Raw genomic sequence first — 14431 nt, forward strand, 5'->3', positions numbered from 1 at the left:
GGCAGGTAAAAAGCCCAAAAGTCTTAGTCGAATAGCTCTGGGGATCGCGGTCAGCCTAGGAGGCCTCATGTCCACTCCCGCCTTGCGTGTCGTGCACGAAACCGGGCCTGGACCGGACCTGGAAGCCGCCGAAGCCGCGGCCGCGGACCTCCTCACCGCACTGGGCATCTCACTGGACTCCGAGAGCCTCCGCGGCACCCCGGGCCGGATGGCGCGCGCGTACGCCGAGCTGTTCACCCCGCGGTCGTTCGACCTCACGACCTTCCCCAACGACGAGGGCTACGACGAACTCGTCCTCGCCAGGGGCATCCCGGTCCGGTCCGTCTGCGAGCACCACCTGTTGCCGTTCGTCGGCGTCGCGCACGTCGGTTACCTGCCCGGCGAACGGATCCTCGGCCTGTCCAAGCTGGCCAGGATCGTCGAGCACTTCGCTTGCCGCCCGCAGGTTCAGGAGCGGCTCACGAAGCAGGTCGCCGACTGGCTCGACGAGCAGCTCCAGCCGCGCGGTGTCGGCGTGGTGATCGAAGCGGAGCACTCGTGCATGACCCTGCGCGGTGTCCAGGCCGCCGGTTCGAGCACCGTCACCTCCACCCTGCTCGGCACGCTGCGCGAAGACGCCCGTTCGCGTCAGGAGTTCTTCGCGCTCACCGGTATCAACGGCTGACAGCGGCTTCTTCGGCGTAGGCCGCGGAAACGACAGCGCGGTCGAACACCCGCCAGGTGACCGCGGAAACGATCACCGCCACCACGAAACCCGCCCAGTACGGCGTCGTCAGCCCGAACTTCGACGCCACCGCGCCACCGAGCAGAGCGCCGACGCAGTTCCCGCCCGCGATGATGAACAGGCTGGTACTGCCGACGCGGCCGAGCATGTCCGGCGGGGTGAGCCGCTGACGCAGGGAGCTGGCGACGATGCCCCACAGCGCGCCGTGCACACCGAACAGGAACAGGATCACGCCGACCACCGGCGCGCTCGTGCTCGTCGCCAGCACCAGGTGGGTGCCCGCCTCGATCAGCAGGCCGATCCGCAACGTCCAGGTCGGCGTGCACCAGGCGATCAGCCGGTCACCCGTGAGGGAGCCGAGCAGGCCGCCCACCGCGATGCAGGTGAAGAGCAGGCCGTACCCGACGGCCCCCAGCTGAAGCCGTTCCCTCGCCAGCAGCACCAGCACCGACGTGGCAGCGACGAGCGTCAGGTTCAGCAGGCCGATCAGCCCGACCATGGTCCGCAGCAGCCGCTGTCCCATGAGCCAGCGGAACCCTTCGGTCGCCTCCGACCGGATCGAACGCCGCTTCACCGGCTCGCCGGGATCGCCGGGGCCGTCTTTGGGCCGTGCCCGGTAGGCGCCCCCGATCAGCCCGAGCAGCAGGGCGCTGACGGCGTACGTGCCGGCGTTGACGAAGAACGGGACGCTCGCCGCGACGCCGAACAGGAATCCGCTCAGCGGCCCGGAAAGCATGCCGTGGGCCAGCGTCGTCCCCGCGTACAGCCGCCCGTTCGCCCGCTCCAGCAACGCCTTCGGGACGATCGTCGGCAGCAGCGCCCCGCCCGCCGTCCGGAACACGACCTCGCCCGAATTGATCACGAAGAGGACGGCGTACAGCAAGACCACGCTGACGTTCCCCGTCGTGATCGCGACGGCCAGCAGCGCGACGGCGGGCACGCGGATCCAGTCGAGGGTGATCATCAGTTTCCGCCGGTCCACCCTGTCGACCAGCACACCGCCCGGCAACGCGAAGAGCAGCCACGGCAGCCACGCCACCGCGAACCCGCCGGACACCACGAGCGGGTCTTCGGTGCGGGAGGCGATCAGCAGCGGCGCCGCCACGGTCGCGAGGCCGCTGCCCAGCGCGGAGGTCGTACTCGCCGCCCAGATCTTCGCGTATCTGCCGTCCAGCTTCTCCCCAGCCATGAGATCCAACGTAGCGATCCGTGACCGAGCGGATGCGGAGTTTCACCCAGAGCTGAGCGAGCGCCCTCTAGACTGCCCTTCCGTTCGGCCTTGGGAGGGGAGCACGGATGGTGCTGGTGCGCGACGTCGATCCGTCGATTCTGCTGTTGGGCAAGACTCCAGGGGAGAAGCCGGGCCCCTACGTCCCGCGGGACATCGACCGGCCACTCGTCCAGGCGCTCACGCACGCGCGGTTCACGCTCGTCGTCCACGAGGTCTACTCGGGCGCGAGGCGATCGGCACTGGAAGCCTTGACCGCGACGTACCCGGAACTGGAACTGTTGATAGAGCCGGAGATCGAGGAACTCGTGCCGCCCCGGCGCCCGGGCCCGGCAGTGCTGTGGCTCGACCACAAACTGCCCCAGACCCTCGGACGCGCCCCCGCATCGGTGGTCAAATGGCTGGAGAGGGATCCCGGGCGCCGGGTGCTGGGCCTCGTCGACGCAAGCCGGTATGAGCACCCGGAACTGCGCGCGTCGATCGATCGGCTTCAGCCCGAGGTCCTCCACGTGGGGCCGGATCTCTCCGAACAGGAACAGGCGAACGCCTCGTCGATGTTCCCCGGCGTGGGCCCCATCCGCACGATCGACGAGATCGCCGCTGCGCGAGTCCCGCCCGCCCCCCTGCGCTACGTGCCGGATCCGTTCGCCGCTCACGTCGCCGACTACCGGCCCGACACCGACGACGGAATCGACCGGCTCGGCATCGGCACCGACGTGCGCATGCTCGCCGACCTGGTGGTCTCACGGATGATCACCCCTCCCCTGTCGATCGGCCTGTTCGGCAGCTGGGGTTCCGGCAAGAGCTTCTTCATGCGCCAGATGCAACTGCGCGTGCGTGACCTCGCCGATTCCGCGCGCGACGCCGAAATCGCGGCCGCCACGCACGGGAAGTCCGTGTCGTCCTACTGTTCCAGCGTCCGCCAGATCAGCTTCAACGCCTGGCACTACAGCGAGGCGAACCTTCTCGCCAGTCTCGCCACGCACATCTTCGACAACCTCGCCGCGAGTGGCGCCGAGAACGACCTCCAGCGCCAGGCCGACGCGCTCGCGGAACGCCGCAAGACCGAGAAGACCCTCCTCGGCAGGTTGAGCGCGGTCCGCCTCGAACGTAGAACCCTGACAGCGCAGCAGAAACAAGCGAGCCGAAGGCGGCGGAAGCCGCGCGAGTACGTCCGCGCGGTCTTCGACAGCCTCACCGAAGCGGACAAGGCCTGGATCGCGTCCCGGCTCGGCGTCGACCAGCCGACGGCCGAGGATCTCGAACGCCTGGCACAGGAGACCGGTGGGCTGCGTTCGGACGTCGCCGAATTCTGGCGGCGGCTGCGGCAGGATCCGGTTCCGCTGCTGGTCCTGATCGGCGGGCTGGTGACGGTCCTGGTCGTCACGCTGCTCGTCGGCCGTTCTCAGGTCTCCGGCGTGCTCGGCGGGCTCACCGTGGTGAGTTCCGCGCTGACCGTCGTCCTGCGGATGCGCGCCAGCGCGGGCCGGATCCGCCAGGCGCTCGACGACCTCGGGGGTCCGTCCGCAGAGGACGAAGAGACCGAGCGGCGCCTGGCCGAACTGGACGCCGAATCCGACCGGCTCGAAAAGGCGGTCACCGAGCTGGCGCCGGGGCTGGACCTCGTGTCGTTCGCCGAGTCCCGGGTCTCCGACTACGTCGAGCATCTGGGCGTGGTCTCGTTGCTGCGCAAGGATCTCGAAACCTTCGCGACCATGCTCGCCGAAGTGCCGCACGGCTCCGGGAAGATCGAACGGACCGTGCTCTACATCGACGACCTCGACCGCTGCCCGCCCAAGGTCGTCGTCCAGGTCCTCGAAGCCATCCATCTCCTGCTGGCGCTGCCGGTGTTCGTCGTCGTGGTGGGCGTCGACTCGCGATGGCTCAAAAAGGCCGTCGAGCAGCATTACGAGGCGATGCTCGGCGACGATCCGGAGACCTTCGCCGAGAACTACCTCGAGAAGATCTTCCAGGTGCCGTTCACGTTGTCCCCCATGGACGATCCAGGGTTCGCGGGGCTCGTGCGCGGGCTCGCCGCCACCGAGGGTCAGGACGCCACACCGGAACTCGCGCCCGTCCGAACGGATCAGGCCACCGACGATCGGGCCCTGGCCGTGGTGGAGCCTCCTCGGCGCGAGGAAGCGGCGATACCGTCGTCCGGACAGTCCACAATAGACCTTCGACCTCCTCGACTGGTGATCTCCCAGGCGGAACTGGACTTCCTGCCGACGCTGGCCTCGCTCATCCGGTCCCCGCGGGCCGCGAAACGGCTCTTGAACCTGTACCGCCTGTTGCGGGCGCGCTTCGCCGGGGACGACCTGGCCGAGTTCCTCGACGGCAGGCGCGAAGCACCGTTCCGCGCGGTGCTGGTCCTGCTCGCGGTCCATGTCGGGTATCCGGACGCCGTCCCGTGGTTCGCCACCCTCGCGGGAACGGATCCCGAAGACAGCGCTCTTGAAGTCGTGTCGGGACTGAACGACCACGAACTGCGGCCGAAGCTCGAACGCGGCCTGTCCGGCGACTCGTGGCCGGAACGGGCCGCGTCCTATCAGCGTTGGCTGCCGCTGGTGAACCGGTTCTCGTTCGCCCGCGACGACTGATCCCGCGACCGCTCGATGTCGGGTCCCCGGTAGAGCCGTTCCGGGATCTTCGCCAGGGTCGACGGGTGGACCTGCGGGCCGAGTCCGTAGAGCTTCTGGAAGCTCATGATCAGCGGCCGCCAGCGGTCCGGGTCGATCCGGTCCTCGGTACCCGGCATGCGCACCTCGTCGTGGACGTGCACACGCTGCACGCGAACCTCGAACACGAGGATCCCGCCACGTTGCGCCGGGTCGTCCTCGGCGAGGGGGTGGACGGCCTCGACGACGGCCTCCATCGTCACGGGGCATTCCGCGACACGCGGCGGCGCGACCGTTTCCGAGGAGACCGGGGTGAGCCCGGCCTTGCCGAACTTGTCCGGTTCGTGCCGATAGCCGCGCTCGTACTTGCGGGCCGGGACGGGATCCGACCCGGTGGTCAGCGCGAGCCTGTCGACGGCGGCCGCCATGGTGTCGGAAGGGAGATTCAGAACACATTCGCGGTTGCGCATGAGATTCTGCGCCGTCTTGGACTTCGCGCCCAGTCCGAGCATGCCGCGCCAGCCGAGCCAGAACGCCGACGACATCGGAGCCAGGTTAGGGACACCGGCCTGGTCGACCGTCGAAAGGAGCACCACGGGGGTGCCGAAGTAAAGGATTCCGGGCTCGATACGGGTGTGCGCGGCCTCGGCCGCCGTCGTAGTCACTGTCACGTCCGCCAGCTTCGCCGTGCAGCGCGCGGGAGGCTGGCGTGAATCGGACGTCGCGATCAACGCTTCCACAGACGGCCTTCCGCCGCGCCGGCGCTTACTCTTTCCAAGGTGGTTCCCTTGGGCGGGCGCGAACCCGCGATCGTTCGGAGTATTGCGTTCGGCCGATTGCTGGTAAGTTCGCCGAACTTGAACGACGAAGGAGGCGCCGGCAGCTGCCCGGTCAACACCCGAACGCGCGTGGTGAGGCGAATCGCATGCGAGACGATGTGGTCCAGGCGAGCTCGATTCTCGGGCATTCTCCCGGCCAGGTTTGGGAAGTCATCGGCGATCCCGAGTCCTACTCGAGGTTCGTCGCGGAGGTCAGCTGGTGCGAGATCCAGCAGCCCGCCGAGCGCGGGCGCGGTCCGAAGTGCCTTGTCCGCCTGGAACCGCGGCCGGGGACGCTGGTCGTCGGTGACATCGAAGCGCGGGTCTGGCGGCCGGGCGAGCACGTCGTCTGGTGCGGCGTCGAGGACGACGGAAACTGGGTCTCGATCGAGCTGCGGAAGGCTCCCGAGGGCGGCACGGAACTCCTCGCGCAGCTGATGCTTCCGGCGAAGCACGCGCATCTGGTGTCCGCCGCTTCGTTCAAACGCAGCGTCCGCGCGATGACCCGGCGGATCGATCTGCACCTTTCGGGCCGGGCCGCGTCACCCCAGGACGAACCGGCGCACACCAAGGCCACCACGCTGCACACGGCGAGCACGCTGATCAAGGCCGGGGTGCTCGCGGCCGCGAGGCCGGACAAGATCGCCCGCCAGCTGACGTCGCTGTCGCAATGGGGAGCCACCGTCGCCGGCGGCTACGGCGCCAACGCCGCCCGGGTGCCCGACGACGTCGCGCTGCGCGACGAACGCAACGTCCGGACGTTCAAACAAGCCGCGGACCGCAGCAACCAGCTGGCGAACGCGCTCGCGGCCCGCGGGGTCCGCGCCCGCGACCGGATCGCCTTGTTGTGCCGCAACCACGCCACGATGGTCGAGTCGCTGATCGCGTGCAGCAAGCTCGGCGTGGACGCGATCCTGCTCAACACCGGGCTTTCCGCCGGCGCGGTCGCGGACGTCATCGGCCTGCACAAACCGGTCGCGGTGCTCGCCGACGACGAGTTCTCGCAGGTCATCGCCGGGATCCCGGGCGACTTCCTGAGGCTGTCCACCTGGCCGGAGACGGAGAACGGCTACCCGACGATCGACCAGCTGATCGCCGGGGTACCCGCCACCAAACTCAAACCGGTGGACCGGATCGGCAGACTCGTCGTCCTCACCTCGGGCACCACGGGCACCCCCAAAGGCGCGCGCCGTCCGACACCGAAGGGCCTCGCGACGTCGGCCGCCATGCTGGACCGCATCCCGCTCCACAGCGGAGACCGCTTCGTGGTGGCCGCGCCCCTGTTCCACAGCTGGGGGCTCGCCGGAATGCAGATCGGCATGGCCGTCCGCGCGTCGTTGTCGCTGATCCGCCGCTTCGACGCCGAAGAGATCCTGAGGACCATCGCCGAACACCGCTGCGGCGTGCTGTTCGCCGTCCCCATCATGTTGCAGCGCATCCTCGACCTGCCCGAACGGATCCGCACCCGGTACGACCTCTCGTCGCTGAGGATCGTCGCCAGCAGCGGATCCGCGCTGCCGGGGACGATCGTCACCGAGTTCATGGACACCTTCGGCGACGTGCTTTACAACTTCTACGGCTCAACAGAGGTTTCCTGGGCCAGTATCGCCACGCCCGAAGACCTCCGCGCGGCGCCGACCACCGCCGGCCGCTGCCCGCCCGGTACCCGCGTCGCCATCCTCGACGACGACCACAACCGGGTCCCGCCGGGTTGGGAGGGGCAGATCTTCGTCGGCAACGACATGCTGTTCGAGGGCTACACCGACGGCGCCAGCGTGCCGCGCGCGGAAGAGCTCATGGCGACCGGCGACGTCGGCTACCAGGACGCCTCGGGCCGTCTCTTCGTCACCGGGCGCGCGGACGAGATGATCGTCTCCGGCGGGGAGAACGTGTCCCCTCGCCCGGTCGAGGAAGCCATCACCGCGCTACCCGGCGTCCTCGAAGCGGCCGTGATCGGCGTGCCGGATCGCGAGTTCGGGCAACGCTTCGCGGCTTACATCGTCCCGAAACGCGGCGCCCGGATGAGCGCGGACGACGTCCGCGCGTACATCCATCGCAGGCTGGCCCGGTTCGCCGTGCCCCGGGACGTGTACTTCGTCGAGGAGCTGCCCCGCAACGCGACCGGCAAGGTGCTCAAGCGGTTGCTGAAGGACGAGACCTGGCCGATCGACCAGTGACCGTCCTTTGTGGACAGCTCAGGCTCCGTGCCGCTGCCGCAGCAGAAAACGCTGGATCTTCCCGCTCGGCGTTTTCGGCAGCTCCGCGACGAAATGCACCTCACGGGGATAAGCGTGCGCGGCGAACCGGGTCTTCACCAGCTGCTGCAACTCGGTCGCCAGCGCGGCATCGGCGGAAGCGCCGTTCCGCGTCACCACGTACGCCACGACCACTTCGCCACGCAGCGCGTCCGGAACCCCGATGACTGCGCACTCGGCCACCGCTTCGTGTTGCTGCAGAACGCTTTCCACGTCGAACGGGCCGATCCGGTATCCCGCCATCAGGATGACGTCGTCGTCCCGCGAGGCGAAGGTCAGGTAGCCGGCTTCGTCCTTGGCGGCGACGTCGCCGGTGTAGTACCAACGGCCGTCGGGACTGAAGCGCGCGGCGGTGCGCTCGGGTGCGTCGCGGTAGCCCCGGAACCACACCAGCGGACTAGCCGGCAGGTCCACGGCGACGCGCCCGCGTTCTCCGGGGCCGGCGATCACATCGGCGTCTTCACGGAGGACCTCGACGGCGAAGCCGGGCAGAACACGTCCCATCGAGCCGGGTTTGACCTCCGAGCGGAGATCCGGATGCCACGCGTTGCCCACCACCATGCCGAGTTCCGTCTGTCCATAGTGGTCGTAAACGCCGACGCCGAGCGTCGACGAGGCCCAGTCCAGGACGTCCGGGGTCAGCGGTTCACCCGCGGACGAACAGTGCCGCAGGCGGAGGCCGTCCGGCACCGTCGCGGCCGAGTTCCGGAGCGCGCGGTACACCGTTGGCGCGGCGGCGAAGTTGTTGACCCCGAAGCGTTCCAATACCGCCCACGTCAGTTCGGCGGAAAAACCCGCGTGCAGCAACAGACTTCGCCTGCCTGTCGCCATCGGTGTCATGATCGCGTAGTAGAGACCGTACGCCCAGCCGGGGTCGGCGGCGTTCCAGAAGACGTCGTCGGCGCGGACGTCGAGCGCGAAGTCCTGGTACGCCTGGAAACCCGCGAGCGCGCGGAGGGGAATCGGGACGGCCTTGGGTGTTCCGGTGGTACCGGAGGTGAAGAGCTCGACCAGGACCCCGGCCCCGCCGGTCACCGCGGCGCCCGGCAGCGGCGCGGCGTCGGCCAGCAGTTCCCGGAACGACAGGTCGCCGGCCTCGCCGTCCCCGACGACCACGATCCGCCGCGCCGGATCGGCGGGCAGATCCTCGGAGGGCACCAGTTTCGCGCGCTGACCCGCGTCGGCGATGACTACCTTCGTGCCGTTGCCGGTGACGCGCAGTGCGATCGCGGGCGGCGCGAAAGCGGTGAACAGCGGGACGTGCACCGCGCCCAGCCGCCAGATCGCGAGCAGCGCCACGACCAGTTCCGCCGACTTGCCCATCAGGGTCGCCACCCGGTCCCCCGGCCCGACGCCGAGGCCGAGCAGCGCCCCGGCGAACCGTTCCGACCGCTCGCGCAGCTCGCCGTAGGCGAGATCGTGGCTGGTCAGGTCCGCTTCGACCACGGTGAACGCGACCGCTTCCGCCGGATGCCGGTCGCACAACAGCGTCGCCGCACTCGCTCGCTCGTCGTCGTAGACCTCGAGCAACCGCCGGACGTGAGCTTCGGTCATCGTTTCTCCCGGACGTTGACGAAGGCGTACAGTTCCGGAAATCGTGCGGGCGGACCCGGTCCGTCCACCACCCCCGATCCAGGGGGATCACCGAGGAAGGTGAACCGATGGCGGTCGACGACGCCCTGCTCCTCGGCGCGGTCTCGGACCTGCGCCGGGACACCGGACTGCCGGTCGGTTTCGCCGGGATCGCCGGTGCCTCGCCCCGGATGCGGCTGACCGCGTTCCTCGGCAACCGGGGCACCGCCCTGCACGGCCTGTCCGTCCGCGCTGGCCTCGGTCTCGGCGGCAAGGCGCTCGCGCTGACCCGGCCGGTCGTCGCGAACGGCTACCACAGCGCCACCACGATCAGTCACGACTACGACGAGCCGGTCCGCGACGAAGGCATCCACTCGGTGGTCGCGATCCCGGTCGTGGTGCGCCGTCGCGTCCGCGCCGTGCTTTACGGCGGTCTGCGCGACGAGGCCGTCCTCTCCGACCGGACGATCACCGCCGCGCTGCACGCGGCGCGCGACCTCGAACAGACGCTGGCCGTCGAGGACGAGATCGAGGCGAGGCTGGCCGAGACGAGGTCGCTGACCGAGAACCGCGAAGAGACCTCGCCACGTGAACGGCTGCGTGAGGTCTACGGGGAACTCCGCGCCCTCTCCGGCCGGATCGCCGACAGCGATCTCCGCGGCCGCCTCGACGCCGTCTGCGAAAGCCTCACCGACGCCGCTCCCCCGGCGGTCAGCCTGGCGCCGAGGGAACTGGACACGGTCGCGCTCGTCGCGCTCGGCCTGACCAACGCCGAGATCGCGCACCGGCTGGGGCTGACCGCGGAGACGGTCAAGAGCTACCTGCGGGACGCGATGCGCAAGCTCGACGCGAGCTCACGGTTGCAGGCCGTCACGCACGCGCGGCGAGCCGGCCTGCTCCCCTGACTCAGTTCGCGGGCGGCAACGGGTAGATCGCGGAAATGCAGTACTTTTCGCCCGCCTCGCGCCGGACCTCCATCGTCGCGGTGAACTGCGACTCGTAGTTCAGCGTTCCGGACATCGGCACGGAGATGAGGTCGGGGCCCGCCTCCTTCGGATCCTTGGCCGAGAGCGAGGCGTTCCGGTCGCCGAAAGCCTTCGCCGCCTCCCGCACCTTGTCCTTGGCGTCCGCGCACGCAGACTCGGCGGCCTTGTCGGGTTCGTCGCCGAACACCGCGAGCATGAACTTGCCCGCCAGCACCGGACCCCAGGTGACACTGAGCGGGGCCTGCGTCGGGCTTGCCGTCTTCGAGGACTTGCTGTCGCTCAGCAGGAAACCGGGTGCCACGAACGCGAGGATCACGAAGACGACCACCACGAGCCCGACGCCGCCGCCGATCAGCCCGATCATCAGGCCGTTGCCCTTCTTCGGCGGCTGCTGCCCCGGGAACTGCGGGCCGCCGTATCCCGGGGCCGGGTAGCCCTGCTGGGGATATTGCTGCTGCGGATACTGCTGCTGGGGAGGCGGTTGCTGGGGGTAGCCCTGCTGCGGCTGACCCTGGCCCCACTGCGGTCCTTGCGGTCCCTGTGGATACGACATCGACGCTTCCTTCCCCGAACAACCCGTGCGTGGGAAATCTACCGTCCCCTTCGGACAGTCGGGAACCAGCTACACCACAGGTCGGGACTCGTGAGTGATAAGGCGAAGGCAGCCGTGCTTCTCTTGAAGTACCTGGAGGCCCACTTCGTGTACTTGGGCTCCGGCGCTGAGCGGAGGGATGTTGCCCCGGCGCGCAAGGCCCTGCCCAAGCACATGAAGGCTCCCTCCCGTACTTGGGCAGGGCGCGCCTTCACGCGACGCCATTGTGACTGCCGGTGCGGCTGGGGCGCTTGTGACGAACCTGAGGGTAGTGAAGGCCTCCTTCCCTACCTTCAGGGTAGGCAAGGAGGCCTTGACTGACCGGACCCACGCTCGGCCACAACGACGAGTCCCCTTAAGGCCGCCCGATTCGCCTATCCCTCGAAAACCGTCATGTCCACTCGCGACCGTCCCTAGAATCGGCCCATGAGACGGCTGGCCGTGGTGGTCTTCAACGGGGCGTCGCTCGGCGCGATGTCCTTCGCGTTCGGGGTGTTCGAGATGGCCTCGGCCTTCGGGGAGCTCCCCGATCTCGATCTGAAGGTCGTCGGCGGCGAACCGGACGCCGCCCTGCGGGGTGGCGGCCTGACCGTCCCGGTGCCGGAAGACCTCGACGCCGTCCGGAACGCGGATCTCGTCCTGGTCCCGAACTGGCGATCTCCGATGGAGGATCCGCCGGAAGCGGCGTTGGAGGCGCTCCGCACGGCCCACGACCGGGGCGCCCGGGTGGCCGGCTTGTGCAGCGGCGCCTTCGTGCTGGCCGCCGCCGGGCTGCTCGACGGACGCCCCGCGACCACGCACTGGGCGATGGCGCCGCTGCTCGCGGCCCGGTTCCCCGCCGTCCGGCTCGACGAATCGGTGCTCTACATCGACGACGGCGACATCCTGACCGCGGGTGGCGGCGCCGCCGGCATGGACCTCGGCCTGCACCTCATCCGCTCGTGGTGCGGCGCGGAGGTGGCGAACCGGCTCGCGAAGGGCATGGTCGTCCCGCCGCACCGGCCCGGCGGGCAGGCCCAGTACATCGAGTCGCCGATGCCGGAACTCGACGAGGGCGACCCGGTCTCGGAGACGATGGCCTGGGCGCTGACCCGGCTGGACACCGCGCTCCCGGTCGAAGAACTCGCCAGGCGCGCGCATATGAGCAGGCGCAACTACGACCGCCGGTTCCGCGAGATCACCGGCGCCGCGCCCGGTACGTGGCTCACCCACCAGCGGGTCATCCGCGCGCAGCAGCTGCTCGAATCCACCGACCTCCCGGTCGACGAGATCGCCCGGTACTGCGGGTTCTCCTCCTCCGCCGCGCTCCGGCCGCACTTCCGGCGGCAGGTCGGGGTCACCCCGGTGGCGTACCGGGAGACGTTCGGGACGAGGCTGGGCGTTCCCGAACCCGTATCGGCCTGACCGGGCTGTCTCAAAACCGACCCCGGTTGGCGAAAACACCGCTCACGGTCGGGCGCCTCGACAGGCCACGATCAAGGCATGACCGAAGACAGCCGTTCCTTCCTCAACCGCCGATCCATGCTCACCCTCGGCGCGGGGGCCGCGGCCGCGCTGGTGGCCTCGGGCGGTGTCGCCCAGGCAGCGCAGGCGGGCCAGTCCGGTGCTCCCGGCGACGCGGAGCTCGCCCGCTCCCTGCCCGGCGGTTTCCGCAGCGAGTACGCCCAGGTCAACGGCGTGCGGCTGCATTACGTCGCCGGTGGCCGCGGTGAGCCGCTGATCCTGCTGCCGGGCTGGCCGGAGACGTGGTGGCAGTACCGCCGGATCATGCCGTCGCTGGCGAAGCGGTACCGCGTGATCGCGGTCGACCTGCGGGGCATGGGCGGCTCGGGCAAGCCGCAGGGCGGCTACGACAAGAAGACGATGGCCCGCGACATCTTCGAGCTCGTCCGTTCGCTGGGTTACCGGCAGGCGCACATCGCCGGACACGACATCGGTGCCATGGTCGCGTTCAGCTTCGCCGCCAACCACCCCGACGCGACCAAGACCGTCACGCTCATGGACGTCTCGCACCCCGACGAGAGCCTCTACCAGATCCCGATGCTGGCCCCGCCCGGCCAGCCGGTGAACGTCTGGTGGTTCGCCTTCAACCAGGTCGCCACCCTGCCGGAGCAGCTGCTGGCGGGCCGCTCGCGCTTCCTCGTCGACTGGATGCTCGATCACCTGACGGCCGATCCGGCCTCGATCGGCAGCCGGGACCGGGCGATCTACGCCGCCGCGTACGACCGCCCGGACGCGATCCGCGCCGGGAACGGCTGGTACCAGGCGTTCGGCAAGGACATCGAGGACCAGAAGGCCTACGGGAAGATCACCGCGCCGATGCTGGGGTTGGGTTCGGAGTTCAACTACGACTACCTCGCCGCGGTCCTGCCGTCCAAGGCGGTCGACGTTCGGGTGCGGAAGATCGCCGGTTCCGGGCACTTCGTCGCCGAGGAGCAGCCGAAGGCGGTCATCGACGAGTTGCAGGCCTTCCTCGGGTGAGGCGTATACCCCGAACGGGTCAACGACGCACTCCGAACGGACGGATTCACTCGGTCAGGTGAAAGACGCGACCAGGCGTCATTCTCGCGACCGGGGTCCCTCTTCTCTGGTGTGTCGGTACCGGCCGGGCAGCCCCCCGAACGGCCGGTACCGACATGGAAGTACCGATCAGCAGTACCCGCTCAACCGATCCACCAGCGGGCCTTGTAGATCCACGCGCCGTGCAGCGCCAGCTCGGCGCGTGGAAAGGCCAGCCGGACGGTGTCCGTGCACCAGGTGCACAGGTGCCCGTCCTGGATCGAAGCCGTCAGGATCTGCCCGGTCCGAGGGTTCGTCGACACACTCTTCACGTGCGGCCGGTCGATCTCCCGCGCGCCCGCGTAGCGCCGGCTGAACCCGCCACTCGTCTTCGAGAACTGGTACACCCCCGCTTCCGTGGTCACCCACAGCAGGTCCGGCCGGTGCGGGACCGGCTGGAGGTCGTGCCCGCCCTTGCTCGGGACCGGTACGCGCCGCTGCCCGGTGAGTACCGGCGCGGCGGGAGTGCCGCCGACGCTCACCGCGACGAGCGCGTCGGTGCCCAGGGCCCACAAGACCTTCCGGTCCGCGTCCCACACCACGCCGTGCGCCCCCACCAGCGGGAACTCGGCGTAGGTCGTCGAGCGCTGTCCCTGCGAAGCGGTGTAGACCCGCACCCAGCCGCCGGTGCTGGCGGCCACCGCGACGTTGCCGTCGGGCAGCAGTTCGATGCTGTGCGGGTTGGCGGGCCCGCCCACGTTGGCGGCCCAGTACGCCCGGTCCCCCGCCGGATACGGCACGACGGCCGCGAAACCACCCGACGCCGACGTGAGCAGGTACTTCTCGCCACCGCGTTCGGCGAGCTTCGCGTCGCTCGGGTTGCTCCACGATCCGGCCAGGTCCGCCAGCCCGTTGGCGGCGTTCGGCGCCCACGTCCAGCTCACCTTCCGGTCCTGCCAGGAGGCCCGGTCGGCGGGCAGGACGAGGATCCGCTTGGACGCCTGCTCGGTGATGACGATCGAACCGCGATCGCGCGCGGTCCCGTCCGCCACGGCGGGCGCGGACGCCGCGACCGAAAGGCCTGCGACGGCCAGCGCCACCAAGGAATTCCGCATGATCTTCATACGGAGAACTGAATC

Annotated in this window: 11 protein-coding genes; 6 read left to right on the forward strand and 5 right to left on the reverse strand. The window is 69.5% G+C overall.

Going from position 1 to position 14431, the window contains the following annotated elements; all coding sequences use genetic code 11:
* The first annotated feature begins 67 nt into the window (after positions 1-67).
* The gene (gene folE, locus IE302_RS06565; RefSeq protein WP_191252673.1) at positions 68-664 is read left to right on the forward strand and encodes a GTP cyclohydrolase I FolE; all 597 of its coding nucleotides are present in this window, start codon (positions 68-70) and stop codon (positions 662-664) included.
* On the opposite strand, the gene IE302_RS06570 is transcribed toward folE, so the two are convergent.
* Positions 654-1913, reverse strand: coding sequence for an MFS transporter (locus IE302_RS06570; RefSeq protein ID WP_191252675.1), 1260 nt, complete (start codon positions 1911-1913; stop codon positions 654-656). The two genes, folE and IE302_RS06570, sit on opposite strands and share 11 nt — an antisense overlap.
* 107 nt (positions 1914-2020) lie before the next feature.
* Between IE302_RS06570 and IE302_RS06575 the strand changes: the two genes are divergently transcribed.
* Positions 2021-4552, forward strand: a complete 2532-nt coding sequence (locus IE302_RS06575; RefSeq protein ID WP_191252677.1) for a P-loop NTPase fold protein — start codon at positions 2021-2023, stop codon at positions 4550-4552.
* Here the strand turns inward: IE302_RS06575 and IE302_RS06580 are convergent.
* Complete coding sequence (locus IE302_RS06580) at positions 4501-5241, reverse strand: flavin reductase family protein (protein ID WP_191252679.1); 741 nt, start codon at positions 5239-5241, stop codon at positions 4501-4503. The genes IE302_RS06575 and IE302_RS06580 overlap by 52 nt on opposite strands.
* Positions 5242-5495: 254 nt before the next feature.
* Here IE302_RS06580 and IE302_RS06585 point away from each other — a divergent pair, with 254 nt between their 5' ends.
* Positions 5496-7565: an AMP-binding protein gene (locus IE302_RS06585; protein WP_191252681.1), complete on the forward strand. Its 2070-nt coding sequence runs from the start codon at positions 5496-5498 to the stop codon at positions 7563-7565.
* Positions 7566-7583: 18 nt separating this feature from the next.
* On the opposite strand, the gene IE302_RS06590 is transcribed toward IE302_RS06585, so the two are convergent.
* Positions 7584-9197 carry an AMP-binding protein gene (locus IE302_RS06590; protein ID WP_191252683.1) on the reverse strand — a complete coding sequence of 538 codons (1614 nt, stop codon included), beginning with the start codon at positions 9195-9197 and terminating at the stop codon, positions 7584-7586.
* Positions 9198-9304: 107 nt separating this feature from the next.
* Between IE302_RS06590 and IE302_RS06595 the strand changes: the two genes are divergently transcribed.
* Positions 9305-10120, forward strand: a complete 816-nt coding sequence (locus IE302_RS06595) for a helix-turn-helix transcriptional regulator (RefSeq protein ID WP_191252685.1) — start codon at positions 9305-9307, stop codon at positions 10118-10120.
* A gap of 1 nt (position 10121) precedes the next feature.
* Here the strand turns inward: IE302_RS06595 and IE302_RS06600 are convergent, their stop codons facing one another.
* A complete protein-coding gene (locus IE302_RS06600) occupies positions 10122-10754 on the reverse strand; it encodes a hypothetical protein (RefSeq protein WP_191252687.1) in 633 nt (210 codons plus the stop codon).
* Positions 10755-11219: 465 nt separating this feature from the next.
* Between IE302_RS06600 and IE302_RS06605 the strand changes: the two genes are divergently transcribed.
* Complete coding sequence (locus tag IE302_RS06605) at positions 11220-12197, forward strand: GlxA family transcriptional regulator (protein WP_191252689.1); 978 nt, start codon at positions 11220-11222, stop codon at positions 12195-12197.
* A gap of 78 nt (positions 12198-12275) precedes the next feature.
* The gene (locus IE302_RS06610) at positions 12276-13274 is read left to right on the forward strand and encodes an alpha/beta fold hydrolase (protein WP_191252690.1); all 999 of its coding nucleotides are present in this window, start codon (positions 12276-12278) and stop codon (positions 13272-13274) included.
* Positions 13275-13456: 182 nt separating this feature from the next.
* On the opposite strand, the gene IE302_RS06615 is transcribed toward IE302_RS06610, so the two are convergent.
* Positions 13457-14416, reverse strand: coding sequence for a DUF6528 family protein (locus IE302_RS06615; protein ID WP_191252691.1), 960 nt, complete (start codon positions 14414-14416; stop codon positions 13457-13459).
* Positions 14417-14431 lie beyond the last annotated feature (15 nt).

Origin of the sequence: Amycolatopsis oliviviridis (assembly GCF_014654365.1) — a bacterium.
Classification (GTDB): Bacteria; Actinomycetota; Actinomycetes; order Mycobacteriales; family Pseudonocardiaceae; genus Amycolatopsis; species Amycolatopsis oliviviridis.